The 25,240-nt window shown below is 57.8% G+C and carries 21 protein-coding genes and 1 pseudogene; 11 read left to right on the top strand and 11 right to left on the bottom strand.

Going from position 1 to position 25,240, the window contains the following annotated elements; genetic code table 11:
* Nucleotides 1-34: 34 nt before the first annotated feature.
* The gene (locus BGIM_RS0120510) at nucleotides 35-994 is read right to left on the bottom strand and encodes an alpha/beta hydrolase (protein WP_020471608.1); all 960 of its coding nucleotides are present in this window, start codon (nucleotides 992-994) and stop codon (nucleotides 35-37) included.
* A gap of 176 nt (nucleotides 995-1,170) precedes the next feature.
* On the opposite strand from BGIM_RS0120510, the gene tsaD reads away from it, so the two are divergent.
* From tsaD to BGIM_RS0120490, 3 genes are all read left to right on the top strand, one after another.
* Nucleotides 1,171-2,181 (top strand): tRNA (adenosine(37)-N6)-threonylcarbamoyltransferase complex transferase subunit TsaD, encoded by a 1,011-nt coding sequence (tsaD, locus tag BGIM_RS0120505; protein WP_020471607.1) that lies wholly within the window; start codon nucleotides 1,171-1,173, stop codon nucleotides 2,179-2,181.
* Between the two features lie 228 nt (nucleotides 2,182-2,409).
* Nucleotides 2,410-2,943: a hypothetical protein gene (locus tag BGIM_RS65940; RefSeq protein WP_020471606.1), complete on the top strand. Its 534-nt coding sequence runs from the start codon at nucleotides 2,410-2,412 to the stop codon at nucleotides 2,941-2,943.
* 167 nt (nucleotides 2,944-3,110) lie between these two features.
* Nucleotides 3,111-4,304 carry a hypothetical protein gene (locus tag BGIM_RS0120490; RefSeq protein ID WP_020471605.1) on the top strand — a complete coding sequence of 398 codons (1,194 nt, stop codon included), beginning with the start codon at nucleotides 3,111-3,113 and terminating at the stop codon, nucleotides 4,302-4,304.
* A gap of 16 nt (nucleotides 4,305-4,320) precedes the next feature.
* Here the strand turns inward: BGIM_RS0120490 and BGIM_RS0120485 are convergent, their stop codons facing one another.
* Nucleotides 4,321-5,235: a DUF4349 domain-containing protein gene (locus BGIM_RS0120485; RefSeq protein WP_020471604.1), complete on the bottom strand. Its 915-nt coding sequence runs from the start codon at nucleotides 5,233-5,235 to the stop codon at nucleotides 4,321-4,323.
* Between the two features lie 161 nt (nucleotides 5,236-5,396).
* Here BGIM_RS0120485 and BGIM_RS0120480 point away from each other — a divergent pair, with 161 nt between their 5' ends.
* Together BGIM_RS0120480 and BGIM_RS65935 are read left to right on the top strand one after the other, a co-directional pair.
* Nucleotides 5,397-6,230, top strand: a complete 834-nt coding sequence (locus BGIM_RS0120480) for a glycosyltransferase family 2 protein (RefSeq protein WP_020471603.1) — start codon at nucleotides 5,397-5,399, stop codon at nucleotides 6,228-6,230.
* A 73-nt stretch (nucleotides 6,231-6,303) separates the two neighbouring features.
* Nucleotides 6,304-6,597 carry a hypothetical protein gene (locus BGIM_RS65935; protein ID WP_020471602.1) on the top strand — a complete coding sequence of 98 codons (294 nt, stop codon included), beginning with the start codon at nucleotides 6,304-6,306 and terminating at the stop codon, nucleotides 6,595-6,597.
* A 263-nt stretch (nucleotides 6,598-6,860) separates the two neighbouring features.
* Here the strand turns inward: BGIM_RS65935 and BGIM_RS0120470 are convergent, their stop codons facing one another.
* The 3 genes from BGIM_RS0120470 to BGIM_RS0120460 all read right to left on the bottom strand — a co-directional run bounded on the left by BGIM_RS0120470 (nucleotide 6,861) and on the right by BGIM_RS0120460 (nucleotide 10,747).
* Nucleotides 6,861-8,297 carry a PrsW family glutamic-type intramembrane protease gene (locus BGIM_RS0120470; RefSeq protein WP_020471601.1) on the bottom strand — a complete coding sequence of 479 codons (1,437 nt, stop codon included), beginning with the start codon at nucleotides 8,295-8,297 and terminating at the stop codon, nucleotides 6,861-6,863.
* Between the two features lie 27 nt (nucleotides 8,298-8,324).
* The gene (locus BGIM_RS0120465) at nucleotides 8,325-9,794 is read right to left on the bottom strand and encodes a DUF1501 domain-containing protein (protein WP_020471600.1); all 1,470 of its coding nucleotides are present in this window, start codon (nucleotides 9,792-9,794) and stop codon (nucleotides 8,325-8,327) included.
* Between the two features lie 182 nt (nucleotides 9,795-9,976).
* A complete protein-coding gene (locus BGIM_RS0120460; protein ID WP_020471599.1) occupies nucleotides 9,977-10,747 on the bottom strand; it encodes a hypothetical protein in 771 nt (256 codons plus the stop codon).
* Here BGIM_RS0120460 and BGIM_RS63130 point away from each other — a divergent pair.
* Nucleotides 10,746-11,165 carry a hypothetical protein gene (locus tag BGIM_RS63130; RefSeq protein WP_157369277.1) on the top strand — a complete coding sequence of 140 codons (420 nt, stop codon included), beginning with the start codon at nucleotides 10,746-10,748 and terminating at the stop codon, nucleotides 11,163-11,165. The genes BGIM_RS0120460 and BGIM_RS63130 overlap by 2 nt on opposite strands.
* Before the next feature lie 172 nt (nucleotides 11,166-11,337).
* On the opposite strand, the gene BGIM_RS0120450 is transcribed toward BGIM_RS63130, so the two are convergent.
* Complete coding sequence (locus BGIM_RS0120450; protein WP_020471597.1) at nucleotides 11,338-12,066, bottom strand: 3-keto-disaccharide hydrolase; 729 nt, start codon at nucleotides 12,064-12,066, stop codon at nucleotides 11,338-11,340.
* A 299-nt stretch (nucleotides 12,067-12,365) separates the two neighbouring features.
* Here BGIM_RS0120450 and BGIM_RS0120440 point away from each other — a divergent pair, with 299 nt between their 5' ends.
* On the top strand, nucleotides 12,366-13,787 hold the full coding sequence (locus tag BGIM_RS0120440) for a multiheme c-type cytochrome (RefSeq protein ID WP_020471595.1): 1,422 nt from the start codon (nucleotides 12,366-12,368) through the stop codon (nucleotides 13,785-13,787).
* Entirely contained in the window at nucleotides 13,784-15,424 is a 1,641-nt protein-coding gene (locus BGIM_RS0120435) for a multiheme c-type cytochrome (protein ID WP_020471594.1), read from the top strand. Before BGIM_RS0120440 ends, BGIM_RS0120435 begins: the two co-directional genes overlap by 4 nt.
* Before the next feature lie 14 nt (nucleotides 15,425-15,438).
* On the opposite strand, the gene BGIM_RS0120430 is transcribed toward BGIM_RS0120435, so the two are convergent.
* The 5 genes and pseudogenes from BGIM_RS0120430 to BGIM_RS67835 all read right to left on the bottom strand — a co-directional run.
* Nucleotides 15,439-16,380, bottom strand: a complete 942-nt coding sequence (locus BGIM_RS0120430; RefSeq protein WP_020471593.1) for an HDOD domain-containing protein — start codon at nucleotides 16,378-16,380, stop codon at nucleotides 15,439-15,441.
* A 334-nt stretch (nucleotides 16,381-16,714) separates the two neighbouring features.
* Nucleotides 16,715-19,405, bottom strand: coding sequence for an alanine--tRNA ligase (gene alaS, locus BGIM_RS0120425; RefSeq protein ID WP_020471592.1), 2,691 nt, complete (start codon nucleotides 19,403-19,405; stop codon nucleotides 16,715-16,717).
* A 163-nt stretch (nucleotides 19,406-19,568) separates the two neighbouring features.
* A complete protein-coding gene (locus tag BGIM_RS57910; protein ID WP_157369275.1) occupies nucleotides 19,569-19,877 on the bottom strand; it encodes a hypothetical protein in 309 nt (102 codons plus the stop codon).
* A gap of 74 nt (nucleotides 19,878-19,951) precedes the next feature.
* A complete protein-coding gene (locus BGIM_RS51480; protein ID WP_261339983.1) occupies nucleotides 19,952-20,800 on the bottom strand; it encodes a DUF1559 domain-containing protein in 849 nt (282 codons plus the stop codon).
* A 15-nt stretch (nucleotides 20,801-20,815) separates the two neighbouring features.
* A pseudogene (locus BGIM_RS67835) lies at nucleotides 20,816-20,872 on the bottom strand (prepilin-type N-terminal cleavage/methylation domain-containing protein); the annotation flags it as partial.
* A 306-nt stretch (nucleotides 20,873-21,178) separates the two neighbouring features.
* On the opposite strand from BGIM_RS67835, the gene BGIM_RS0120410 reads away from it, so the two are divergent.
* From BGIM_RS0120410 to BGIM_RS0120400, 3 genes are all read left to right on the top strand, one after another.
* Nucleotides 21,179-22,117, top strand: coding sequence for an ABC transporter ATP-binding protein (locus BGIM_RS0120410; protein ID WP_020471589.1), 939 nt, complete (start codon nucleotides 21,179-21,181; stop codon nucleotides 22,115-22,117).
* Between the two features lie 37 nt (nucleotides 22,118-22,154).
* A complete protein-coding gene (locus tag BGIM_RS0120405) occupies nucleotides 22,155-23,198 on the top strand; it encodes an ABC transporter permease (protein ID WP_029630221.1) in 1,044 nt (347 codons plus the stop codon).
* Between the two features lie 278 nt (nucleotides 23,199-23,476).
* Complete coding sequence (locus BGIM_RS0120400; RefSeq protein WP_020471587.1) at nucleotides 23,477-25,141, top strand: hypothetical protein; 1,665 nt, start codon at nucleotides 23,477-23,479, stop codon at nucleotides 25,139-25,141.
* Nucleotides 25,142-25,240 lie beyond the last annotated feature (99 nt).

Below are 25,240 nucleotides of genomic sequence, written 5' to 3'. Positions count from 1 at the left end.
CCGGACGTTTCAACCGGGTGACCGGCCGATTCGTTCAGCGTAAGTAGTGATCGAAGAAGGCCACCACCCGGCGAGAGTATTCGTCCCCGGCCATTGCCAGGGCTTGATTGTGCCTCGCCTTGGGGACCACCCAAAACTCTTTCGGCCCGCGCGCCCGGAGAAACAACGTGCGAGCCATTTCCGTTTTAATGTAACTGTCCGCTTCGCCGTGAATCATCAATAATGGACGAACCAAACGACTGGCGGCCGGTTCGAGGTGATAGAAACGGACTTTCCGTTCCTTCTCCACCATGCCGACGCCTCTCCGGCCCACCGTTTGGTAAAACCAACCCGGCAACAGCCCGTGAACGAGGAAACTGGAGTTGTAGATGCGAATCCAATGCCGCATGTAGGGTACCATCACCGAGAGAAGCCCGAAGGCTCCATCCGTGACGGCGCAACGAATACTGGAGTCTTCCGCAAACATGGCCAGCCCGACATTGGCCCCCTTGCTAACCCCGAACCAGCCAACTCCCTTCGGGTCCGCGTCCGGCCGGGCCTTCACATAAGCCATCGCCGCTTTGGCGTCCTCGATTTCGTAATCAGAGATCCACTGAATCGGTTCGTAGTCGGGAATGGTGTCGCTTTTCCCCTGATTACGGGGTTCATAGGCGAAGATATCGTACCCGGCCTGAATCAACGGATCACAATACGGCTTACACGACCAGCGATCCGACCCGTGCTCGATCCCGAACACGATCACTCCCTTTCGGGCGGCGGCTGATGTGCGGAAGTACACTGCCTGGAGCATGGCTCCGCCGCATGTGGGAACCCTTAGTTCCTCGGCGGTCGGGTCCGGCTCGCCGCGCGGAATCACGAACAGCGGCTTTTCCTGAAATATTCGCACCAGTTGCCACAAATAATGACGGCAAACAATCCGGTAAATGACGAACACAGTCCCCATTACCGCAAGCAGCGGCAGGGCCAGCAGAAACAATCCGATCGCGGTCTTCATCGGGGTAATTTACGAAACTGCTTTGCGGGGTGTCATCAAATATTTCGGAGGACAGACTCTGTCAAAGTATTCACATCCCCTGCCTCCTCTCACGGCGGCAAAGACGCGAGAAGCAAGAAGACCGGCATCATCCGGCCGCTTCCCCTAAAATGCCCGGATACCCACGGAGAAGCGCGTTGTTGTTCTTGGCTCTTGAGACATCCTGTGACGAAACGGCGGCGGCCGTCTTTACGGACGAACCCCGAGTATTGTCGGCCGTCGTCGCCTCCCAAAATGATCTTCACGAACGCTTCGGCGGGGTTGTTCCGGAAATCGCCGCCCGCGCCCATCTGCGAAATCTGCTTCCGGTGGTTGACGAAACCCTTCGGCAAGCGAACGCAACCCTTGCGGATATCGGATGCGTGGCCGTCCACAACACGCCGGGATTGGTGGGGGCCTTGCTGATCGGAGTGAGCGGCGCCAAGATGCTGGCCCTCGCGCTGGGGGTTCCCCTCATTGCCGTCAACCATGTTGCCAGTCATATTTATGCCTGCCGGCTGGCGGCCGGAAGAGACATTTTTCCCTGTGTCGGTTTTGTGGTCAGCGGCGGGCACACGGCCCTGTTCCGGTGTGACACCCCGCTTTCGATGACCTTGCTTGGCGGCACACGAGACGACGCGGCCGGCGAAGCCTTCGACAAAGTGGCCGCTATTCTCGGGCTTGGTTTCCCCGGCGGACCGCGACTGGAACAGGAAGCCCGGACCGGCGACCCGAAGGCCCACAAGTTCCCCCGCTCGTTCATCCGCGAGGACCGGTTGGAATTTAGTTTCAGCGGGTTGAAGACGGCCGTGCGCTATGCCGCGTTGGGGCAGGACGTGGCAAATCCCCTCGCGATTCCCACCGGCCAAGCCCGCGCCGACTTGGCGGCCAGTTTCCAACAGGCGGTGGTTGATGTATTGGTGGAAAAATGCCGTCAGGCCCTGCGCCAATCCGGGCTGACACGACTGGCGGTTGGCGGCGGGGTGACCGCCAACAAAACATTCCGCGCCGCCTTGGAGGCGATGACCGCGAGGGAAGGATTTGAATTACATATCCCGCCGATGAGCCTATGCACGGACAACGCCGCGATGGCCGCCTTGGCGGTGGAGAAATGGAAACTCGGCGACTTCGCCAAAATGGATTTGGATGCGGAAGCCAGTTTCATTTGAGGAACTCTCACCTCATTCCATCATCTCTTCATGGTGTCAAATTCCGGGTCGTGAGGGGAAATCACCCCAAATTGAATCAATCCTTGCTAGAAATTCATGCCAATTTGTCCGGGAAGGTGGGCAATTGAGATAAAATGTTAGTGATTTGAAAGATCATTTTCGGGCCTTCAAGACCACCCTCGTCCCGTCGTTGATCTAATCGAATCAATCTCTCACAGGAGTCGCATCTTGAGAATCTTCCTGACTCTGCTCGTCGCTGGCGTCATCGCCATGATTCCCTCTTCAACCACTTTTGCCGCTCACGGAGGCGGCGGCCACGGCGGCGGCCATGCCGGAGGTCACCCCGGCGGGCATGTCGGCGGCCATCCGGGCGGCGGGCATGTCGGCGTTCACCCCGGCTATTATGGCGGCAACCACTACGGTTATGGCGGCTACGGCTATGGCGGCATCGGAATCGGCATTGGCCTCGGCGGCTATGGCTACGGCAACTACGGATATCCCAGCTACGGCTATGGTTATGGCAGCGGTGGGGGGTATTCCAACTATTACCCGTCCACTTATGCGGCTCCGTTGATGGTGGCCCCGTCGTATCAACCGGCGGTTGTGGGTGTTCCCGCTGGGGTGGCTCCGGCTGCCCCGGCGGCGGCTCCTGTTCCGGCGGCCGGTCCGGATGTGATTCCCGTTCCCGGTCCCACCGGCGATGGCATTCCCGGCTATGATCTGCACCTCATCAACGGCAAGTATTTCTACATCAAGCGATAAGAGCCTTGTCCGTCAACTTTGTTGATCTTCTTCTATCCCCTTGGAATCCGACCGATTTCCGGGGGTAGAATTTCGTTTCTCATCTCTTTTGCCCCTCTCGTTTTTTTCTTTCCTTGCCTCGATTTATCGGGCATCATGCGGATTCCTCCCACCGATGGAATTCCTCCATGAACACTTTCTCCCTGTTCTTGATCGCATCGACAATGACTCCCGGCATTGAGCCGACGCTGGCTGAGAAGCCGGAGATCCTTCAAAAACTGAAAGCCCTCAAGCCCGGCGAAGCGGTCACGCTTGGCAAGGCCGATGTTGTGGGCGAGTTCAACGAGACGGCCAAAAAATGGGAACTCGACCGCACCGGGCCAAAAGGCCGCGACTTCTCAATCAAAATGTGCTGGGCCGAAGACCGCAAGCGGGTGTTATTTTGCGGGGCAAATCACGCGGTGCCGCACCGGCTCAATGATGTGTGGGAATTCGACCTTCCGTCCCTCACATGGGCGATGATTTATGCGCCGGACAACAACCGGGATTACACGGGACTGGGCAAAGACCCGAGCGATGTGGAATTCAAGAACGGCACGTTCATCACCAAACGCGGCGGGCCGGGAATCATCGCCCATACATGGTGGGGGCTGGCCTATGATTCGGACGCGAAACAACTCTTGATGATGAACACTTGGGTGACCGAGCAAAAGAAAATGGCCGTGTTATTGGGGGCAAAGCCGGAAGATTTGGCCCAATGTCCACCGTTGTGGTCGTTTGATCCGGCCAAACGGACCTGGCAATATCACCGCACGGAAAAGCCATGCCCCATCGCTCCCTTCGGCGGGATGCTGGAGTATCTCCCTCCCCTGAAACGAACCATGTGGCACACAAACAATTGGCAGATGCAGGCAAGCTGGCTGTTCGACTTGTCCAAGAACACTTGGGAAAATGCCAAATCAAACGGCGACACGAAGGTATTTGAGAAAGAGGCCCCGGAACCGGAGCAGGTGGGTTATTACGACGCGAAACGAAACATGCTGATCGTCCACCGACATTGGGCGACATTTCATTACAGCGTGAAAGACAACCAGTGGAAGAAAGTGCGAAGCGAGCCAAAGGACTCCACGGATGTTCCCTACGGTCATGACGCCTATTCACCCATGTATCTCGACACGGCCACGGGGCAGGGATTGCTTGTCGAGTTCAAGACGAACGCCCTGTGGAGCTACGACCCGGACACGGTGACATGGAAAAAACTCACCCCCGGCGGCGACCCGATGCCGAAGGGGGGCAAACGACTGGCCTATGCCGACCCGGTCCACAACGTATTCGTGATTCTTGATGGAACAACGATTTGGGCCTATCGGCACGGAAAGTAAGTTCGGGCATCTCTTGTCAGACTTCGGTTGTCGCCGGTTTGTGGGTGAGCGGCGGGGGCAATCTGGCCGGTTTCGGCCGGTTCAGCCGTCGGGTGATCCATCGCAGGAGGAGCAAAGCCACGGCGATGAGCGGCAGCCAGGGAGCGAGACCGACGCAGAAGATCAGCACATCATGGCCGAAATCTTGGAGGGTTTCGACGGAGGCGGCGAAGGTCCGGCCCACCGAGGTCGTCGGCTTGCTGGAAGTGTTGGGCGGGGTCAGCACGTCCCGGTCTTTGATGGTCAAGTCAATGGTGGACATTTCGGTGAGGGTTCGGATGGTCTTCATCCGGGCCTCCATCCGGTCGATGTTCTCGCGGATGGGGTTGATCTGGGCGCGGAACTTGAGAATATCCTCCGGGGATTGGGCCTTTTCCTTCAGTAACTTCAAAAGCGTTTCTTCCTCGCCCTTCCAATGCTTCAGCCGGGCCTCGGTGTCGTAAAACTCGTCGGTGACATCATTGCTGTCCATGTTTCGGCGAGTCACTTCGCCGAGTTGTTTCAGCGAGTCCGCCACTTCGCCGATGCTTTTGGCGGGGACGCGAATCGTCCAGACCGCCTGGCGACGGGCGCCCGCCGCCACGCTTTCATCCGACTTGATGACATAGCCTTTCGACACCTTGACGATTTCGGTGATTTTCTGGCCTGCCTCTTCGACATTCTCCACTGTGATTTCCATCTTGACATTCAAAATGACTTTGCGCTCCACATCCGGGTCGGCCAGATTGACCGCCTCCGGCTTTTTCTGCCGGCCATCCGCCGGGGCCTGTCTTCCGGCCAGCGCGAGTTGGTCGCTTTCGGGAGAACTCATGCGGGCCGGTTTTTTGTCGTCGCAACCGATGGCGGCCAGCACGGCCACGCTCAACAAGGAGCAAAACGAGATTCGAGACATGGGAGTGATCCGATTGAGAGGTGATCGCTTCTATTGACGATGACGCAAAACGGGTGGTTTTATTCCCGCATCCTGAAAGTTCACTTTTTGGGGAATAAACCACCGTCGGCCGTATCTTAAAGGGGAGAGATTCCGGGCCTTCACACACGATATTCGCACCCATGCCGACCCTCCTCGAAGCACCCCCGTTGCGACCGTTCCATGAGATTTTTCATGTGGAACGTATTCTCGATCCCGACGAACCGACCCCGAAGCGTCAGCACAAGGTGATGGCCGTCCTGCCGGCGTATAACGCGGAGAAGACGCTCGCCGCCACCATCGCGGACTTTCCGGCCGGCAGTGTGGACGAGATTTTGCTCGTGGACGACGGTAGCAAGGACAACACCGTGGCCGTCGCCCGCGAAATGGGCCTGACGGTGATCGTGCATCCGAAGAACCGGGGTTACGGCGGCAATCAGAAAACGTGCTACGAATACGCCCTCGCCCAAGGGGCCGACATCGTGGTGATGATCCACCCGGATTACCAATACGACGCCCGGATTATCCCGCATGCCGTCGGGTTGATCGAACTCGGCATCTGCGACGTGGTGCTTGGTTCCCGAGTCCGCTCGCGGCAAGAAGCCCTCAAGTGCGGGATGCCGTGGTGGAAATATTTCAGCAATCGCGCGCTGACGATGTTCGAGAACGTCGCCCTTGGCCAAAACCTTGGCGACTTTCACAGCGGTTTCCGCGTCTATCGCCGCAGCGTTTTGGAAACGATCCCGTTTGAACGCAACTCGGACGACTTCGTCTTCGACACCCAGTTCCTCGCCCAAGCCGTCCACAGCGGTTTCCGCCTCGGCGACATCCCGGTGCCGGTGCGCTACTTCGCCGAGGCCAGCAGCATCAACTTCAAACGAAGCACGATCTACGGCCTGCGAACCGTCTCCACGATGATGCGATTTTGGCTCCACAAAACGCGGATCTGGCGGTCAAAGTTGTTCAAGGCGAAGTGATTGCAACAAGCGGGACAGGGGCGATCAAATCCACCTGTTGATTTCCAGTGAATTACCTCCTCTGGGAGCGTCGTTGGAATATCGCTCACGGTGTCATTCGCTCGGTCCGGAGACGCAACAGGGAAAGCAAGTCCGCCAAATCGACCAGTCCTTCAGCTTCGCCACGTTCGCTTTCTGTCAGCGAATTCCCGGCGTCCTGACGGTCGAGCAAATCCTGAAGCCGGGCATCAAGGGCTGCCGGGAGGCGAAGCCGGGCCAAGTCTGCCGACAAATCAACTTCAAGGATTACGGGCATGAAGACGGGGTCTGGCAAATCTTTCTGGCATGCCTGTCCGGTTGGTTTTCGCCCCAAGGGGGCGCTCGATAATAGCCAGGGGCGGAAGCCCCTGGGCAACGATAGCCAAAAGGAATCCACCCCAACGGGGTGGCACAACTCGCAAGCACTGCCCCGTTGGGGCAGAAAACCCTTCAAATGATGGGATTCCAGGGGCTTCCGCCCCTGGCTATTCTCGAGCGCCCCCTTGGGGCGAAAACAAGCCGCTGACGTGTGCCAGAAAGATTTGCCACCCCCATGAAGACGCGGCTCCGCACTATGTTGGCAGCTTGTTTATTGACACACCATCCCACATCTCATTCCGAAACCACCTGTCTTCGACGTTTGTATTCGGCAAGCATGGCCCGGTTGGCGGCTTCGTCGTCGGTGCCGTAAAGGCGGCTGCTGAGATAGGCGAGCCAGCCGAAACTGGCGATGGCGACGAGCAGGGCCACGCCGTTCATATCGCGTTTCAAACTCGTGTCATATAGGCCGTGCAGGATCATCGGGACGCCTATCACGAGCAAAATTGGCCCGATCCAGTCGTGCCACGCATCAATGTGATTAAACAAATCTCGTTTCAAATAAAGTGTGATGGCGGCCGAACCGGACCAGATGGCGTGCAGGGCCACGCACGAGAGAAACCGCACCACATAAATGCCGGGGCCTTGGATGCCGTTGTAATAGCGGCCGGAATAAAGGATGCCCTCGGCGATGCCAAATCCCGCTCCGGAGGCAAGGCCCCAGATGAAGAGCCCCCGCCAGACCTTTCCCTTTGACTCTTCCCGGTGTTGAAAGAGCGGCAATGTCTTGACTAATTCTTCGCAGAGGCCGACGCCGAGGGTGAAGCCAACGAAACTGAGGAGAAAACCATTGTCGGGATCGCTGGCCGCGTTGTAGGAAAAAGCGATGAACTTGAAGATGTAAAAGATAATCACCAACACACTGCGGCCCATAACCACCCGTCCCTCGGTCATTGAGGCAATCACTTGCACCACCAACAACAGGCCGATGCCGATGGTCGCGGAGAACAGGCCGACACCAAGCACCTGAAGCGGTTTGGCCGACCCGTCGGAGGCGAGGAACATGAAGAAAACGAGGAAGAGCGCCGTTGAGGCCGCCGCCAAACCCCAATGGGCCATTGTGTTGCGAGGCAGCCACGCTCCCTGAAGTTTGGAGCCCGGCAGGACACCGAGAAGATCGTCGATGGTCGCGTCGGAATCGAGCGATTCAAACTTGGCCAGCGATTCTGGAGATGCACTCTGGAGAGTGTCCTTAAACCGGTCAAGGACATCCCGTTCGTTGCTCTTCACCAAGAGCGACGCCGCCAGCGGGATCATCGCCAGAACGAGGAGCCAATGGAGGTGCCGTCGCCAGAGAGGCGGGTCGTCAGTCGTCAGGGGCGGAAGCGTGGCGAGGTCCGGCTTGGGGCGTTTTGCCTTCGGTTTCGGCGCCGGGACGACCGGTTCGGATGGCGATTCAAATGATGCTTCAGACTCCGCCAAGCCATAGCTGTGCGATGGAGGCGTTGCGACCGGTTCCGGTGGCGATTCCGGCTTGGTTAAGTCACCGTTCGGCGGGAGAGGCGTCGAAACGGGTTCGTCCGGAGCAAGCAACAAGGCCGCCGGATCGATTTCCGCCGGAGGGACGGTCATTGGTTCGCCGCAGGCCAGACATTTGAGCGTCCGGCCCGCCGCCCGGTCGGGGGCCTTGTGTCCTTTGCCGCAAGCCGGACAGTTCACAGAAATGGGCATTACGAGTCTCGCGAGAAAAATTTCCGGTCAAACAACCAAATCACTCAACACATGACCATGAACATCGGTCAGTCGGCGGTCGATCCCGTTGTGGTAGAACGAGAGTCTTTCGTGATCCAACCCGAGAAGATGCAGCATCGTGGCGTGTAAATCGTAGATGCTGGTGGCGTTTTCCGGAAGAGCTTGGTGGCCAAATTCATCGGTGGAACCATACGAGAACGGAGCTTTCACCCCCGCCCCGGCGAGCCAGACCGTGAAGCCTTTGGGGTTATGGTCCCGGCCGCTGGCTCCCTTTTGGAAGGTGGGCATCCGGCCAAATTCTGTGACGAATGCCACCAGTGTGTCTTTTAACAGTCCGCGAGTTTTCAAGTCCTTCAACAACGCGGCGCAGGGCCGGTCAAGGATCGGGGCATGGATGTCGTATTGGGTCTTCAGTGTTTTGTGGCCGTCCCAATTGCCGACGCCTTCGCCCATCGCATAAGCCCCGTTGAACAGTTGCACAAACCGCACGCCTCGTTCCAACAATCGTCTCGCCAGCAGACAATTGCGGGCGAACCCGGCCATTGTTTTGTTCGCCGAGTCCGTGCCGTAGGCTGTGTGGGTGGTTTTGGTTTCGCGGGTCAGGTCGGCCACTTCGGCGGCCCGCAATTGCATCTTTGCGGCCATCTCGTAACTGGCCACGCGAGCGGCCAGATCGGTGTCGCCGGGGTTTTGCTCCAGATGCTTGTCGTTGAGCAGTTTCAAGAAATCGCGGGTGGCCGCTTCGTTGTCTTGGTTGATGGAGGCCGGACGATTCAAGTGCGGAATGGGCTTGTCGGCCGTAAAGGCCGTCCCTTGGAACACGGCCGGGAGAAACGCGCTGTTCCAATGGTTCGGCCCCACCTGTGGCCCGCCGCGAGGATCGGGGATGGCGACGAACGACGGCAGATCCTGCGTTTCGCTGCCGAGCGCATAGCTCACCCAACTTCCCATTGAGGGGAAACCATCGAGCGTGAACCCCGTGCCCATTTGGTTCTCGGCCGGGCCGTGGGTGTTGCTTTTTGCCGTCATCGAGTGGATGAAACACATCTCGTCGGCAAGTTCCGCGAGGTTCGGCAGCAAGTCGGACACCATCTTGCCGGACTTCCCGCGTGGCTTGAACTCCCACAACGGTTTGGTGAGATTCCCCTGCTCTCCCTGAAACGTGACCAGTTTGCCGCCGGGCATTGGCTGGCCGTCCCGTTTCACCAACTCTGGTTTGTAATCAAACGAATCCAGATGGCTGATTGCCCCGGAGCAGAAGATCACCAGAACTTTCGTCGCTTTCGGGGCAAAGTGCGGCTTGCGCGGGGCAAACGGCTTCGCCGCGTCGATGACCGGCCGCAAGGGCGTCTTTTCTTCGGCGTTTAACAATGAGGCAAGGGCGATGCCGCCCAAACCGGTGCCGCCGTGCTGGAGGAACGCCCGCCGGTTCAAGAGATGACGACCGGCGTGGGAGAGAAATGTTTCAGATGCCACGTGTCAGGTTCCAGGTTCGGGAGGCGGGAATTCTGTTCCGCGTAGTGTTGTATTGCGGACGAACAACAAACACCATTACAAAGGGAATATCCCCGAATGCCAAGCGGGAAATCGGCGATAGTTTTCGGGAGTGAATTTCGGGCAATGTTCCTGACATGAATCCGGAGGGTCCGAATGGACGGTCAGGCCGCGATTTTGGATGATGCGGCCCCGGCGGCGAGTTCTGTGAGAATCTCCTGGCACAGAATCCCTTCCAGTTCCACCATGATGCGGGCGATGTTGGCGCCGTCAACCACGCGATGATCAAAGACAAGCCGGACATCAATCGCGCCTTCTTTGTCAAACGGGCCGTAGTAAAGCGTCGTCGTCAGAGGCGAAAGAAGCATCAGTTGGCTGGCGCCGAGCGAGGCGGTCGCAGAAATGCCGAAGGTGCCGCAATGTTTGGCCCGTCTTTTTCCGCAGACTTTGAAGGTGTACCACCAAATGAGTCGCCGCAGCGGAGACGGGAGCCGGCTCAATCGCAACTCGCGCCGGAACGCGCCGTTCTCTTCGACCGGGGCATTCTTTGCCCGGTCCATGTCGGTTTGCAATGTGACAAGCGACCGCTCCTCGGGGCCTTGGAACAGCGCGAACAGCACCGCCTCCTCATTGCCGAGCCGTCGTTCGACGGCCACGCTGGCGATGCTTCTGTTGTGCTCATACAAGTGCGACCGGGGATAGCTCAGAAATGCCCGGCGCAATTCGGGTCTTTGTGCCGAGACGAGTCCGAACGCCTTCGTGAAGATGGCGCACCAACCCACTCGCGTCGGATGATTCTGCCGGGCGGCGACAAGCTGGCCCAAGTGCATGCGACGTTCCATCACAATGCACGGCACACCGCGAGTCGCACACATCAAATCACCAATCAACCGGCGGGCGGGCGTCAACGGAATGTTGCGACCTCGAACAGACATGGGAGATTTTTTGCTTACGAGTAAAGCATCGGGCGAGCATAAGATCTATCGACTGTCAGGATTTTCAGAATTGAATTATTTTTTGATTGTGTTCATATCTGGGATACAAGAGTTGAGGATAAAAGAGCGATCTGCCTGCATGTGTCGGCCGGGCCAAACCGCCATTTGGGCCACGAGGCTCTTTTCATCATCCGGAAATCAGGGTGGAGCGGTTATTTTAGGCCATTTGCAATGCCTCAAAATCGCTGCGCATTTGCCCAAAATCATCAGGGGAGATACCGATTTTCCCGAGGATTTTGAAAAAAGGTGTTCAGTTGGCCCACTGTTTTTGACCAGTTTTGGGGTGCAAATTGTCCAAAAATGGTCGCCGAACGACTGTTTTTCAGCGTTTTCAGGTCACATTTGGAGTGGATTTTGACCGGTTTTGAAATCGTGAAATATGAAGCCCTGTAACCTCATGGTCTGAATGGAATGCCAGTCAGTTCGAGTCATTTGATCGCAAGAGAAGGGTTTTTCTTCACGTGTAACGTGCGGGGCGATTTGATGAAATCCTCCTTGCGAGTGAGGAGGATTTTGCCGGGTGGTTTGACTTACTTCGCGGTTTTCTTCACCAACCAGATGTTGCGATATTGCACCGGGTTGCCGTGGTCTTGCAGAAGGATCGGGCCGGGCTTGCTCGGGTCGCCGCCGAGGCCGGAGGTGGTGTTGTCCTTGGTGATGGTCACATTGTCGTGGATCTTCACGCCGTTATGCAGCACGGTGATGTGGCCGGGTTCCGTCTTCTTGCCATCGACGAACTTGGGGGAAGTGTAGTCGATGTCATAGGTCTGCCACACGGTCGGGGCCTTGCAGGCGTTCACGAGCGGCTTGGCGATGGTGTAAATCCCGCCGCAATCGTTGTCCTTGGAGTCCAGCCCGTAGCTGTCCAGCACCTGGACTTCATACCGGCCTTGCAAGTAGACGCCGCTGTTTCCCCGGCCCTGCCCGCTGGCCTTCGGCATATACGGCACGCGGAATTCCACGTGCAGGGTGAAGCTGCCGTCGAAGAGTTCCTTGGTGATGATGTCCCCGCCGTTGACTTGCATGATGCCGCCGTCGAGGAGCTTCCAAGTCGCGGTGGTCTTCGGGTCATTCCGTTTCACCCATTGGTCGAGGTTTTTGCCGTCGAACAACACCAAGGCTCCGCTCGGGGCGGGCGTGCTTTTGGCGTCTTGCTTGTCTTCCGGCTTCGCCACTTTCAGGTCGGCGATGCTCTCATACTGGGCAAACGCCGGGGAGCCGATGACAACGGCGCTCAGGATCAGGAACCAGATTCGCATGGGGTTCTCACAACAACGGGGGGAGAGTTTGGCGGGGTTTGCAAAACCGGCGGGAAACGGCCGAGGCCCGTTCCCGCTCCTCATTCTGTACCCCTCCCGAACCTCATTTGCAAGTGGCCGGTTCGACGGATCAAGCATTTGGAAGCCTGCCGACGATTTCTAAAAATTGCTCAAGCCCGCATAACCGGAAGCCGGGGGGTGAATCTCGGAGGCCGGTTTCGGTTTTGCGTTGGCGTTCGCAACTCTTGATCTGATATACTCTTCCATACCTCCGGAACCCGCACCCTCGTTGAACCGTCATGGGGTCACGCCACATCATTCGTTGGACACCGGCCGTCGGGCTGGCCGTCACCTTGATGGTGATTTCCAACGTTCTGTCGTCCCCGCGAACTTCAACATCTCCACCGATTTTCGATGTGGCGGACGGCCGCATCCAACCCAAGCAGGCTCATGGCATCGGTCATCTGGGTTGCAATGCCGCCAGTTGTCACGGCGGCGGCAACGTCGGCGAACCGGGCAGCGAATCCCTCACTTGGTTCGAGGGAGATCCTCACCGCAAGGCCTATGCGGTGCTGCACAACGCCCAATCGAAGACCATCGCCAAAAACCTCGCCGGTCCGCACGGAACGGTGATCGCCGCCCACCGTGACGAGCGTTGCCTGAAGTGCCACGCCCCGGACGCCGTGACTATTCCGGACCAACGGCTGATTTCCCCGATTGGCGTCGGCTGCGAAAGCTGCCACGGTCCCGCCGGGGAATGGGGAACCGCCCATTATCAACCGGGTTGGAAGTCGCTCTCTGCCAAACAACAAGCCGGTGAATATGGGTTTTATCCGCTGAAAGATCTCGGCTTCCGCGTCCGGGTTTGTGCTTCCTGCCATGTGGGGGATGAGAACCGGGATGTGAATCACGACCTGATCGCCGCCGGGCATCCCCGGCTGGCGTTTGAATACACCGCTTATCATCATCAGCCGGATTATCAAAAGCATTGGAAAGAACGCGATCCGCAGTTTGAATCCAAGGCATGGGAGACCGGCCAGATTGCCTGTGCCCGAGCGGCGGTCGCCTTGCTCAAAACGCGGGCCGACCGAGCGGAAACATCGGCGAACACTTGGCCGGAGCTTTCGGAATATGCCTGCTTCTCCTGCCACAAGGAACTGGCCACACCCTCATGGAAAAATGTGACTTCCACCACCCACCGCCTTGGGGGAATGCGTTGGGGGTCGTGGTATAACGCCACCCTTCCGTGGCTGGCTGATGCGCGGGGTGATGGCGTGAAACCGCTGGATATCCCCGCGAAATTGAAGCATCTAACTTCGCTTGCCGAGTCGCCGACGGCAAACCCCAAAACCATCAGTTTGCGGGCCGCCGAAGTGATGACCGACTTTGACCGCTGGCTTTCCCTGACGAACGAACCGTTGAGTCCGCGAGCCATTTCCTTCGGATTGTCCGCGAATGCGCTCACCCCCGATCATCTAAAATTGCGAAACATGGAATGGGATGAGGCCACTCAACACTATCTCGGCCTCGCGGCCGCCCGATATGCCGTCCATTCGACCGCAAAGACCAATCCGGACCCCTTGATCGAACTTCGACAAACCTTGAGATTCCCCGTCGGACCCGCCGGACGGATTGACAGTCCCCGCGACACCGACCCCGCCCGAGTGCTGAAACTCTTCCAAGACCTGCAACATCCCACGCCACGGGAGCAACGGCCATGACCGCTCGCCTGCTTCGCCTCGGACTCCTGACACTCCTCACGGCTGGCGGGGGTTGCTTTGCGATCTTGATCACCAGCGAACCCGCACGCACACAAGAGCCGAAGAAGGAAGCCGGGGCGACGAAGGTGCGTGATTCGCTGAGCGTTATTCAATGCGTCGGCTGTCATGGGATCGAAGAAGGTTCGTTGGCCTATCAGGAATATGCCAAGAGAGATTGGGGCGGCACCAAAGCCAAAGTGACTCAGTTCGTCAAACTCAACGAGTTTGTGACCTGGTCGAAGCAGGACATGCACTCGCAAGCGTTTCGCCGGATCAACCCGGTTGACCCCGAGGATGGTAAGCCGAATCCAATTGCCGCGAAGATGCAGGAAAATCTCAAATACGACATCACCAAACAGGCCGCGTGCCTGGCGTGTCACTCCTTGGATCTCACGCCGGAAGCCCCCATTCCGGACAAGCATTTCAACACCGATTATGGCGTGAGTTGCGAGTCTTGTCACGGACCCGCCAATGATTGGAACGGCCTGCATGTCCAGGCTGAATGGCGTGGATGGACCCCGGCGCAAAAGGCCGCCAAGGGGATGATCGATCTGCGCGACCCGGCCAAACGAACCGAAGTTTGCGTGTCGTGCCACATTGGCAATGTCAAGGAAGGGAAATTCGTCACCCACGAAATGTACGCGGCCGGGCATCCCCCGTTGCCCGCGTTTGAACTGGTCACCTTCTGCCGGGACGAACCGGGCCATTATCATCAACCGAAGAACGAAGCCATCGAAAAGCTGGACCCGAAAGCCGCTTTTGAACGCTATCACTATCGCCCGATGGATTCCGAATGTGCGGACGCCCGAAATCTGGCGGCCGGTTCCGTCGGCACGATGAAGGCGTTTGCCGATTTGCTCGCCGACTCCGCAAGCAAGGCCGGGCCGAATGATGTCCTCGACTTCGCCCTGTTTGATTGTTACGCCTGCCACCACGAATTGAAGATTCCGAGCTTCCGGCAAGATCGCGGCTATCGCGGCGTCCCCGGTCGGCCCTCGTTGCCTGCATGGCCGGGTGAAGGCACTCGCGTGTTGTTGAAATCGCTCGACGCAGACGCGAGTTTCGCCAAAATCAAAGCGGAATACGATCAATCCACGGCCGCTCTTCAAAAAGCCATCGACGCCAGACCGTTCGGCATCCCGGCCGAAGTGGCCAAAACGGCCCGTCCCCTTGGCGATGCCTGCGGGAAACTCCAAGCCGATCTGGCGAAGTTGCCATTCGACACGGCCCGAACGGAACAGTTATACACCGCGTGGCTGGACTTCGTGAAAAACACACCGAAGGACAAAGCCCCCGGCCCGGATGGATTGTTCCTCGATTACTTCACCGCCCAACAAACGGGCTGGTCGATCCGGGTGTTGCAAGATGGCTTGCGCGGGCGCCCGGGATTGAAAGTCACCCTGCCGCCATCGGAAACGGCAGAGGCCCGGCAAAAGGCTCTCGGCATGGCCGTGTCGCTGGAATTGCGGACGTCGAAGACGGACAACAAACAACCCTCGGCCGAGTTGTTCAACGCCCGGATGAAGCAACTCGGCAACTTCGACCTGCCGCCGTTTTTGGACGCGATGACCGAGTTCGTGAAACCGGGCGGCAAGTGACAACGGCCCCCGGATTAAAAGTCGCTGACTCGCAAGGCCTCCCGAGTTTCCTTGGTGGCCGCTTTGATGACTCTGACGATGCAATTCGGAAACGCCTCGACAAAGTCCGGGGATTGTTTCTCCAGCAATCGTTTAAAACTCGGGTTTGATTTGAAATCGTAGTCAGACACGCGGCGTTCGCTGAGGGCGTAATTCGTCAGGTGATCGGCCGCACAAACCAGATCAGTTAGCGTCCGGTTGTTGATGTCGGCGCCCAACGGGATGTGGTGATAGCGGATCACTTGCGTCAGGTTGGCCGGCAGGTTTTGCCGAAGCGAATATTCCATCCCAAGTTCGCAATGATCGGTGCCGATCATCTCCCGTTCCCTCGCCAAAATATCAGGAGATTCCCGGAAGGTGAGCGGGTCAACCCGCTTCGCCATCTTTTCATTCGTCAGAAGAAACACAATCCGGCCGATATCGTGCAACAAAGCACCGGTGTATTCTTGGCCGGTAAAACCAAGCCCGAGTTTGGCATTTAAGTGAGTGGCGACGAACCCCGTCAGCAACGAATGTCGCCATAGAATGTTGATCCGGTTGGCCACGTCGGGATTTTTCGGCTTCAGCGCGCCTTTCATCCCCACGGTGGTGATGAGGCGATTGCATTGGATCATGCCGATGCGAATGACGGCCTGATCGACCGTTTCCACCGGTTTGGTGCTGCCGTAGACCACGCTGTTGGCGACTTTTAGCATGAGCGAGGTCATCGCTCCGTCCCGCTTCATCACGTCGACGAGTTCCTTGAAGCGATAATTTTCATCATTGGCGAGAGCCATCGCTCGAATAACCGTTTCGCTGAGCGACGGAAGTTGCTTGATCGCTTTCATCATGTCCGACAGGGTTGCCGGAGTCTCAGCCACTTGCTTGACGGGCGAGGCGGCTTCTTTGACGGCTCGTTTGAAGATTCCAAAACTCATGATTCAATTGCCTTGGTGAGAGCGTGATTCAAAAGGATTTTCGGTGGGTGTGCGGGTCGAATCACATTTTCTCTAAACAGAGACTAATTCACGAGGATGTTGAATGAGGGCGTGAAATCAGTTCAGGGCAGACGAAGGTTGCGACTTGTGCGTGAAATTTGCGTGAATTGCAATGGTCCGGTTGATTGATCGGTGAAAAGGAAAACCGGTCCGGGAGTTGGCCATCAATACCGGTCAGATTTCGAGCCGTAATGGCTCGAAATCTGAGCCGACACAGGAGAATTAGCAATTCGCTCAATCAGTCTCACCGAATGATTGAGAATTGCACAATTGCCTATTTTTGCAGCAATGTTTTCGCCAATTCGCCCGCTTTCGCGAGAGCATCAGCAAGCTTCGTCGCATCCTTGCCACCGGCAGTGGCGAGGTGGGGCGGGCCACCTCCTTTGCCACCGATCACTTCGGCAACGGGCTTCAAGATGTCGTTTGACTTGACGCCCTTCTTGATGACATCTTCCGAAACGCCGACCATCAGGCCCGCCGTTTCGTCTTCATTCTTCCACCCCAAGACGATGACCGCCGAACCGGCTTTTTGCCGGAGGCGGTCCATTTGGGCCCGGAGGGTTTCGACGGGAACGCCTGGCACTTCGCCGACCACCAGTTTGACGCCGTTGATCTCGGCAGCCTTGGCCACCAAAGTATCGCCGACCGTGTTCAAGTCCCCGGCCGTTCCCTTTTGGATGGTCTTCTGGAGTTTCTTCACGTCCTCTTGAAGCGTTTCAATCCGCTTCGGCAACTCTTCGACAGAGCAACTAAATTTGCTCGTGAGATCGCTGAGAACGGTCGCCATTTCCTGAACGTAGTCGAATGCCTTGCGGCCCGTGACGGCCGTTACCCGGCGAACGCCTTTGCTGACGTTCTCTTGCGAGACGATCTTGAAGAAGCCTGCCTGACTCGTCCGGTTCAGGTGGGTGCCGCCGCAAAACTCGATGGACATGCCGTCGTCGGCGTTTGCCAAGTCGCTTGTGCCGATGGCCACCACACGCACCGGGTCGGGATACTTCTCCCCAAACATCGCCCGCACGCCGGGGAGTTTCTTCGCCTCGGCCAAAGGCACAATCGTCGCGGAGACGGGCAAGTCTTCGCGGATGTCCCGGTTCACTTGGGCTTCGATCTCGGCGATTTCAGCCGTCGTCAGCGGTTTGTCGTGGCTGAAGTCGAACCGCAATTTTTCGGCATCGACCAGCGAACCCTTTTGGTCAATGTGGTCGCCGACGACTTCCCGCAGCGCGAGGTTCATCATGTGCGTGGCCGTGTGGTTCCGCATGATGTCGATGCGTTCCGTCCCCGGCAGCGCCGTCACCACATCACCAACCGAGACTTCGCCGGACGTGACGGCCCCGATGTGCAGAACCGCATCGCCGAGGCGTTGCGTGCCCTCCACTTCAAAGGTGAATTCCCCGACTTCAATCACCCCGCGATCACCCGCCTGCCCCCCTTGTTCGCCGTAAAAGTTGGTGCGGTTGAGCAGCAGGCCGACTTCGTCACCAACAGCCAGTGTGCCGGTGTTGATGACCGTGTTGTCGCTCACCCACCCCAGCACCTTTGCAGAAACCGGGCCGGGGACGTACTTCGGCGAGTCATCGGTCTTGGGCAGGTCGCCTTTAACGGCTGTGACAATGATGGTTTTGCGGCCTTTGTCAGAGTCTATTTTGAACTGCTCAAAAAGTTTGTCATATCCGGCTCGATCAACAGTCAACCCCCCGTCCGCGGCAAGTTTGGCAGTGATGTCAATGAAGAATCCCTGTTCCGTATGAAGATCAAAAGCTTCCTTGGCAGAGATCACGCCGCCCGCCTTCTGAGCTTTCTCGGCGGCAGTTTGATAAAGCTTCAGCCCTCGCTCAATGGTCCGCAAGAAGGACTTTTCCTCATCCAGAATGACGGCCGCCACCTTTTTCGGATCACGTTTCAGTTCGGGGAATGCCTCCCCAAAGTTGGCGACAACCGCCGGGACCAGCAAGTGAACAAACGGCTCGCGCATTCCGAAATCAAGCCAGCCGAACAAAGCGGCCCGCCGAAGGATACTGCGAATGACCGAACCACGCCCTTCGTTTGAGGGAACGCCGCCATCCGTAATAGAGAACGTCAGTGTGCGAATGTGGTCGGCGATCACGCGATAAGCGGTGTCTTTGCGATCTTCGAGTTTGGCGCCGTAAGCCGGGGCCTTCGTCACCTCTTGAATGGCCGTCATCAATGGGATGAAAATATCCGTGTCGTAATTGCTCGTTTTCCCTTGGATGACCTTGGTGATGCGCTCGAAGCCCATTCCGGTGTCCACATGCTGGGCAGGCAGGGGAGTCAAAGACTTGTCCGGGTTCCGGTTAAACTGGATGAACACATTGTTCCAGATTTCGACCACCTGATCGGAACTCTGATTCACCAACTTCGCCCCGCTCTTGTCCGGCGTGGCGTCATAGTGGATTTCCGTGCAAGGTCCGCAAGGGCCGGTGTCGCCCATTTCCCAGAAGTTGTCTTTCTTGTTTCCACGATGAATGCGCGATTTGGGGACGCCGACCGCTTCCCAATAACCGGCCGCTTCAATGTCTTCAGGGACGTTGTTTTCTTTGTCACCCTCGAATACCGTCACATGCAAACGTTCGGGGTCGAGTTTCCACACCACCGTGAGGAGTTCCCACGCCCAAGCGATGGCTTCCTTCTTGAAGTAATCGCCGAACGACCAGTTGCCGAGCATCTCGAAGAAGGTGTGGTGGTAGGTGTCCTTGCCGACATCGTCGAGGTCGTTGTGTTTGCCGCCGGCGCGGATGCACTTTTGGGTGTTGACGGCCCGCGTGTAAGCCCGCTTTTCGAGGCCAAGGAAGATCGGCTTGAACTGGTTCATCCCGGCGTTGGCGAACATCAGTGTTTTGTCATCCAGCGGAACGACGCTGCTGGACGGCACAAATGTGTGAGCGTGCTTCTGCACGAAAAAGTCGATGAACTGCTGCCGGATCTCGTTCGCGGATAACATGCCGTGGCCCTAAATCGAAGATGGTCTGCCAAAGGGGAGATGATAGGGTTGGCGGCAGGTTCGGGCATCGTCTTCCGGGAACGCCAATCGTCAGAGGGGAACAAACACGAACACCGCCCGTTTCCGGGCGGTGTTCGGGGAGTTGCTTAAATTAGATCGGCAATTACTTCTTTGACGAATCGGGAATCGTGATTGGCAGCGTTTTGGTTCCCGAGGGGATGTCCACCGGAACCGAAACATTGCTGAACAACGGTCTCACATCCGGCGAATCGGGCTTGCTGGCATAGCCGGTGATTCGGGCCACATGGGGACCGGGCATTGGCCCCATTCCGGAGGCCGTCTTGTATTTGCCGTCAACGATGTCGGCCGATCCCTGCGGACCCTTGCCCCCTTTGGTGGTATCCGGATCGAACTGGATGCTGCCGAAGGCGACAGGCGTCCCCTTGTGGGTGACCACGCCTTCGAGTTCCACGCGGCCCCTGTTGCCACCGTCACAACCGACCAACAATAAGAAGATTGCCGATGAGAGAGAGATGAATCTTAAATTCATGGAAGTGTGCCGGCTCCGTCGTTGATGGCGCCCAACTGGCGAAAAGCAGTCAGGTCAATGGTGTTTTGGATGAACCGGACCGAGCCATCACCCATCGCAAAATTAACCCCGCCGGTGTGATAACCGCCGAAGGAAAGATTCGAGGAATCCCAACATCCCGTGGTGGCCGGACGGCAGGTGTTTGAGTTCGGTGCGTTCGCCGCCGCCGCTCCGTTGGGGTAGTATGGTCCGCCGGCGGTGTAGAAGGCCGTCGCCCAAGTCGCGTAATAAGTGCCGCTGCCGGAGGCCAGTTGCATGTAGCGGGATTCTCCCAACAAGAACGTGTTGCTGGAACCATCCGTGATCGAGGCGAAGGTGTTTTTGGAATTCACATACATGATGCCATTGTCTGCGGCATATCGGTAGGAACCTGTCCCGGTGCAGACGCCCGTGGTGCAGGCTCCGTTGGGGGCGCCGCCCCCCATACAGGGGAAGTAATTGCTGTTTTGGTTCGCCGCCGTGCTGTTGGGATCACTGGGGCATTCAAACGCCGTCAAACGAGTGGATTTCTGAATCGCCGCTTGGCTGGCGCCGTTGTCGTAACTGAACAACCCGCCAAAGTCCCCCGTCAGCACGTTGAACTGTGAGTACAACGCCGTTTGTTCGAGGTACGGCAAAATAAGGACACTCCAAGGGGCGCCTCGTGTTCCGCCGCCGGTGACGAACGCGCCCGAACCGGCGGGGCCGATGGTCGCGGCCGCCGGGAACAGGCTGTTGGAATCGTGGTAATTGTGCAGGCCGAGGGCGAGTTGTTTCATCTTGTTGGAACAACTCATCCGGTTGGCGGCCTCCCGGATTTTCTGCACGGCGGGCAGTAGCAATCCGATCAGGATGGCGATGATGGCAATCACCACCAGTAGTTCGATCAGGGTAAAACCCCGTCGACCACGTCAAGCAAGGCGGCTTGTCATGAAAGTCCTTGTCAAAGTGAAATGAACGGAATCACCATGATCCGTTATGTGCGTCTTTGCCGCAGGAGGGTTCTGGGCGGTCATATGGAAGGCAGGCAAGTAGTGACCATGCTTGAGTCAAGTCCTTCAAGCGAACGCATGTTAACAAAAGGATTTGGGCATGTCACGATGAATGTTTGAAAATCGGCGGGAAACGATCTGAAGTTGGGGAGAACTCAATTCCTCATACTGAATTGCTATCATTCTCCCTTCGACAACTCTGGAAGACGAGCAATGCCTCCCGCCATCCTTTGTGAAAACCTCGTGAAGACCTTCCCCGGTCGGCCGCCGGTCGAGGCGGTGAAAGGGCTGAATCTCACTGTCAACATCGGCGAATGTTTCGGCCTGCTGGGGCCGAACGGGGCCGGCAAAACCACCACGTTGGAAATCCTCGAAGGCTTGCAAGACCCCACCTCCGGCCGGGTGGAAATTCTCGGGATGAATTGGGCCGGGCAGGCCCACATCATCCGGCAACGGATCGGCATCTCCCTTCAGGAAACCCGCCTCGCGGACAAGTTGACGGTTCGAGAAGTCGTCACCATGTTCCGCAGTTTTTACCCGAACGGCATCGAGGCCGACGAGGCCATTGCCCGCGTGTCGCTGGAGGAAAAAGCCCGGTCGTATGTGGTGAAACTCTCCGGCGGGCAAAAGCAACGGCTGGCGGTCGCCTGCGCCATTGTTGGCGACCCGGACCTGTTATTTCTCGACGAACCCACCACCGGCCTCGACCCGCAATCCCGGCGGCAACTGTGGGACATTATCAAGTCGTTCCGCGACGCCGGAAAAACGGTCATGCTGACCACTCACTATATGGATGAGGCCGAACGACTGTGCGACCGGGTCGCGGTTGTGGACAAGGGGCAGGTGATCGCCCTTGGAACGCCAAATGAGTTGATTGCCCGGCTTGGCGGCCAAAACATCATCGAGTTCAGCCTCGACGGCGACCCGGCCCTTGATGCGGATCGCTTTTCCAAATTGCCGTCGGTGATCTCGGCCCGTGTGCAGACCGGGCAATTCGGCCTCACGGTTGGCGAGCCACATCTCGCCCTTCCCGCGTTGATGAACGAATTGCAACGAGCCGGCCAGTCGCTCGCCACGCTGAACACCCGGCATGCCACGCTGGAAGATGTGTTCGTGAATCTCACCGGCCGACAACTGCGGGATGCGGACTGACGCCCCGATTCCACTTCAGTCATACACGGATTCGACCATGTTCCGATATTCACCGCTTTTTCAATTAATGATGGCCCGCCTCCGCGAGTTCTATCGGGAGCCGGCCGCCGTCTTTTGGGTCTATTGCTTCCCGCTGTTGATGGCGATGGCCTTGGGGATCGCCTTCCGCGACCGGCCCATCGAACGCATTACCGTGGACATCCGGGAAGATGCCGGCTCCTCGGAGGCCATCACCAAACTGAAGGCCACGCTGGCCGCTGACGAACGACTTGAGGTGAAAGGCGTCACCGGGGACGAATGGCGCAAACGTCTTCGCTCCGGCAAGACCAGCCTGGCTATCGTCGCCACGGACAAGGGAATCGAACTGTGGGACGAACCCAACCGCCCGGAAAGCGTGCTGGCCCGTCATGCGGTGGAGGCCGTTGTTTACAAGCAGGTTTCCAAGGAACCGGCCGTGGACGAACATCACTTGGATGAAACCGGCAGCCGATACATCGACTTTCTGCTTCCCGGTTTGCTCGGCATGAACTTGATGGGGGGCGGTCTTTGGGGCGTTGGTTATGTGCTGGCTGACATGAGGGTGCGGAAACTGTTGAAGCGGTTCCTCGCCACTCCCATGAAGCGTCGGGACTTCCTGCTTTCCATTATGTTCAGTCGAATGCTGTTCACCGTACCGGAAGTATGCGCCTTGCTGTTGTTCGGTTATGTGATGTTCGACGTGAAGAATGCCGGAAGTGTGTTTTCGTTGCTAACCCTCATCATCCTCGGTGCGGCCAGTTTCTCCGGTCTGGGGTTGCTGGTGGCCAGCCGGGCGAAGACCATCGAGACCGTCTCGGGCCTGATGAACCTGGTGATGTTGCCCATGTATATCGTCTCCGGCGTGTTCTTCTCGTCCGAACGATTCCCGGAGGCTGTGCAACCGATTATTCAGGCCCTGCCGCTAACGGCGATGAATGACGCCCTGCGGGGGGTGATGCTGGAGGGGAAAACCCTCATGGAAGTGCGAGGCGAAATCTTCGTGCTGGCCGGATGGGGATTCGTTCCATTTATCATCGCTTTGAAGATATTCCGATGGCGTTGAGAATTTGGCCTCGCTTTCGTCCGAAAGCCGACCCGCACGCGACGAAAGTTATGGTTGAAATTTCGTGGAATCGCCCGGATGATGGCGCAACCCGCATAACCGGCGCGGATCGCTTGGCTGCGCCAACCTTCCCACCTCGCCAGCATTCTTTCCGCTTGTATTGACACCCGGCGGGTTTACAATCGATAATAGGTGCGGCCCGGCGGGGGTTCTTCGGGCCGTCGATTCTCAACGTCTGTCATTCGCTGCCCGTCTCACCCGGCAAGCGAGGATGATCCATGGCACAGACCTACACGCTTGATGAAGCCGCCGCCAAACTTTCCCTGTCCTTGGAGGAGTTTAAGCGACGCCTCCGCACGGAGTGGACGCAGATTCGCTCCTTCCGGGACGGGAACACGTTACGGTTTCGGGCCAACGAAATCGACGAACTGGCCCGCACCATCGGCCTCGGGAGTTCGGCCGAATTGCAATTAGCCGACTCAGACGAAATCGGTCTGCTTGGGGATGACGCCAAAGCCGCCCCGAAACCGGTTCCAGCCGCCTCCAAAAAACCAGCCCCGCCGCCGGATGACGAACCCCTTAACCTCGATTCTGACGAGGTATTCCTGCTGACCGGGGACGAGGCTCCGAAACCCGCCAAACCGGGTTCCTCCAAGAAGCTCAAGGGCAAGAGCCCCGCCGACAGTGACTTGAAGTTGAAAGATTCCAGCAAGGGGAAGAAGCCCGCTCCCCCGCCAGTGGTGGATGACGACGAATCGATCTTGTCCGAGGATGAGTTTGAACTTCCCTCTGGCATGTCCAGCGCCAAGATGACCGGCAAGTCCGGCCAGCTTTCCTCCATCAAACTCAAGAGCGGTGAATCCGGGGCGATGCCCAAACCCGGTGAATCCGGCCGGCAAAAGGCGCCGCCGCCAGCCCCGGCCCCCGTCCCGCCGGACAGCAGCGAGTTTGAACTCTCGCTCGACGCCGACAGTGATGATTTTGAACTCTCCATGATGCCGGACAGCAGCGAAGAGGTTGCCTTGGGTGGCGATCCCCTCGAACTCAAACGGGGAACCGGCCAGAGCGGCATCAATCTCAATCGGCCGGCCGACAGCGGTGTTTCGCTGGAGGGGAAAAAGAGCGGGAAGAACCTCAGCGGGAAGAGCGGAAAAAACATCAAAGCCCCGCCTCCGAAGTCGGACAGCGACGATGAAATCGACTTTGAACTAAGCATCGATTCGACCGGATCGTCCGCCAAGAAACTCTCGGGCAAGAAGCTTCAACAGGATTCGGACAGCGAATTTGAACTGTCCATCGAAGAATCCAGCGATTTGTCGCTTGATCTTGAAGGAGCGGGCGAAGAGGACAAGAAGGGAGACATCTTCGAGGCGACCGACTTCGAGATTCCGGCCCTTGAGGACGATTCCGCCTCCGAGGCCATCTCGCTCGACGACGCGGACACCGATCTCGAAAGTTCCGAATTTGACCTCGCGATTGACGAAGACGGCGGGGCCGCCATCGACGAAAGCGCTTCCGAAGTGGTCTCCATCGACGAGGAAGATGTCCAGTCGAAGAAGAAAAAGCTCAAGAATAAAAAGAAGCTGGCCGGAGACGACGAAGAAGGTGTCGATTTCGACGACATGGAACTGGAGTCCGGGTCGTCCGCAAGTCAGGCGCTCACAGGCGTGAACCCGGAGGCAGACGAAGATGCCGAGGAATACGAGGTTAGCGAAGCGTCGGAGGACGGAACTGTCCGCCCCGCCGGTTATGCCCCTCCGACTCCGTGGGGACCTTTGCCCGTCGCCCTGATGCTCCCGACGATGTTTGTCATGTTCATCGGCGCCTTGATGGCCTACGAACTTCTGCACGGCATGTGGGGCTATCAGCAATCCACCAAGCCGACCACGCCATTGCTCACTTCCTTGGCCGACGCGCTGGGGATGAAGCCGAATACGCAGTGATCGGAAGACAGGTTGATTTCCACACAAAGAGGTCGCGTCAGTTGAAGCCGGGATGACTCTGAAGAATGTTGTCTTCTGTCATCCCGGCTTCAACTGACG

Source organism: Zavarzinella formosa DSM 19928, assembly GCF_000255705.1.
In the GTDB taxonomy this organism is placed as follows: Bacteria; Planctomycetota; Planctomycetia; order Gemmatales; family Gemmataceae; genus Zavarzinella; species Zavarzinella formosa.
Note: the sequence above shows the minus strand (reverse complement) of the source record. Positions and strands in the feature narration are given on the sequence as shown.

Excerpts from the sequence above, each read along its gene's own strand:
- BGIM_RS0120490 (WP_020471605.1), top strand. The coding sequence starts at position 3,111 with ATGAACACTTTCTCCCTGTTCTTGATCGCATCGACAATGACTCCCGGC.
- BGIM_RS0120405 (WP_029630221.1), top strand. The coding sequence starts at position 22,155 with ATGTTCCGATATTCACCGCTTTTTCAATTAATGATGGCCCGCCTCCGC.
- BGIM_RS0120430 (WP_020471593.1), bottom strand. The coding sequence starts at position 16,380 with ATGAGTTTTGGAATCTTCAAACGAGCCGTCAAAGAAGCCGCCTCGCCC.
- BGIM_RS0120480 (WP_020471603.1), top strand. The coding sequence starts at position 5,397 with ATGCCGACCCTCCTCGAAGCACCCCCGTTGCGACCGTTCCATGAGATT.
- BGIM_RS0120460 (WP_020471599.1), bottom strand. The coding sequence starts at position 10,747 with ATGTCTGTTCGAGGTCGCAACATTCCGTTGACGCCCGCCCGCCGGTTG.
- BGIM_RS0120410 (WP_020471589.1), top strand. The coding sequence starts at position 21,179 with ATGCCTCCCGCCATCCTTTGTGAAAACCTCGTGAAGACCTTCCCCGGT.
- BGIM_RS0120440 (WP_020471595.1), top strand. The coding sequence starts at position 12,366 with ATGGGGTCACGCCACATCATTCGTTGGACACCGGCCGTCGGGCTGGCC.
- BGIM_RS0120510 (WP_020471608.1), bottom strand. The coding sequence starts at position 994 with ATGAAGACCGCGATCGGATTGTTTCTGCTGGCCCTGCCGCTGCTTGCG.
- BGIM_RS0120450 (WP_020471597.1), bottom strand. The coding sequence starts at position 12,066 with ATGCGAATCTGGTTCCTGATCCTGAGCGCCGTTGTCATCGGCTCCCCG.
- BGIM_RS0120485 (WP_020471604.1), bottom strand. The coding sequence starts at position 5,235 with ATGTCTCGAATCTCGTTTTGCTCCTTGTTGAGCGTGGCCGTGCTGGCC.
- BGIM_RS63130 (WP_157369277.1), top strand. The coding sequence starts at position 10,746 with ATGGGAGATTTTTTGCTTACGAGTAAAGCATCGGGCGAGCATAAGATC.
- BGIM_RS0120470 (WP_020471601.1), bottom strand. The coding sequence starts at position 8,297 with ATGCCCATTTCTGTGAACTGTCCGGCTTGCGGCAAAGGACACAAGGCC.
- BGIM_RS0120435 (WP_020471594.1), top strand. The coding sequence starts at position 13,784 with ATGACCGCTCGCCTGCTTCGCCTCGGACTCCTGACACTCCTCACGGCT.
- alaS (WP_020471592.1), bottom strand. The coding sequence starts at position 19,405 with ATGTTATCCGCGAACGAGATCCGGCAGCAGTTCATCGACTTTTTCGTG.
- BGIM_RS0120400 (WP_020471587.1), top strand. The coding sequence starts at position 23,477 with ATGGCACAGACCTACACGCTTGATGAAGCCGCCGCCAAACTTTCCCTG.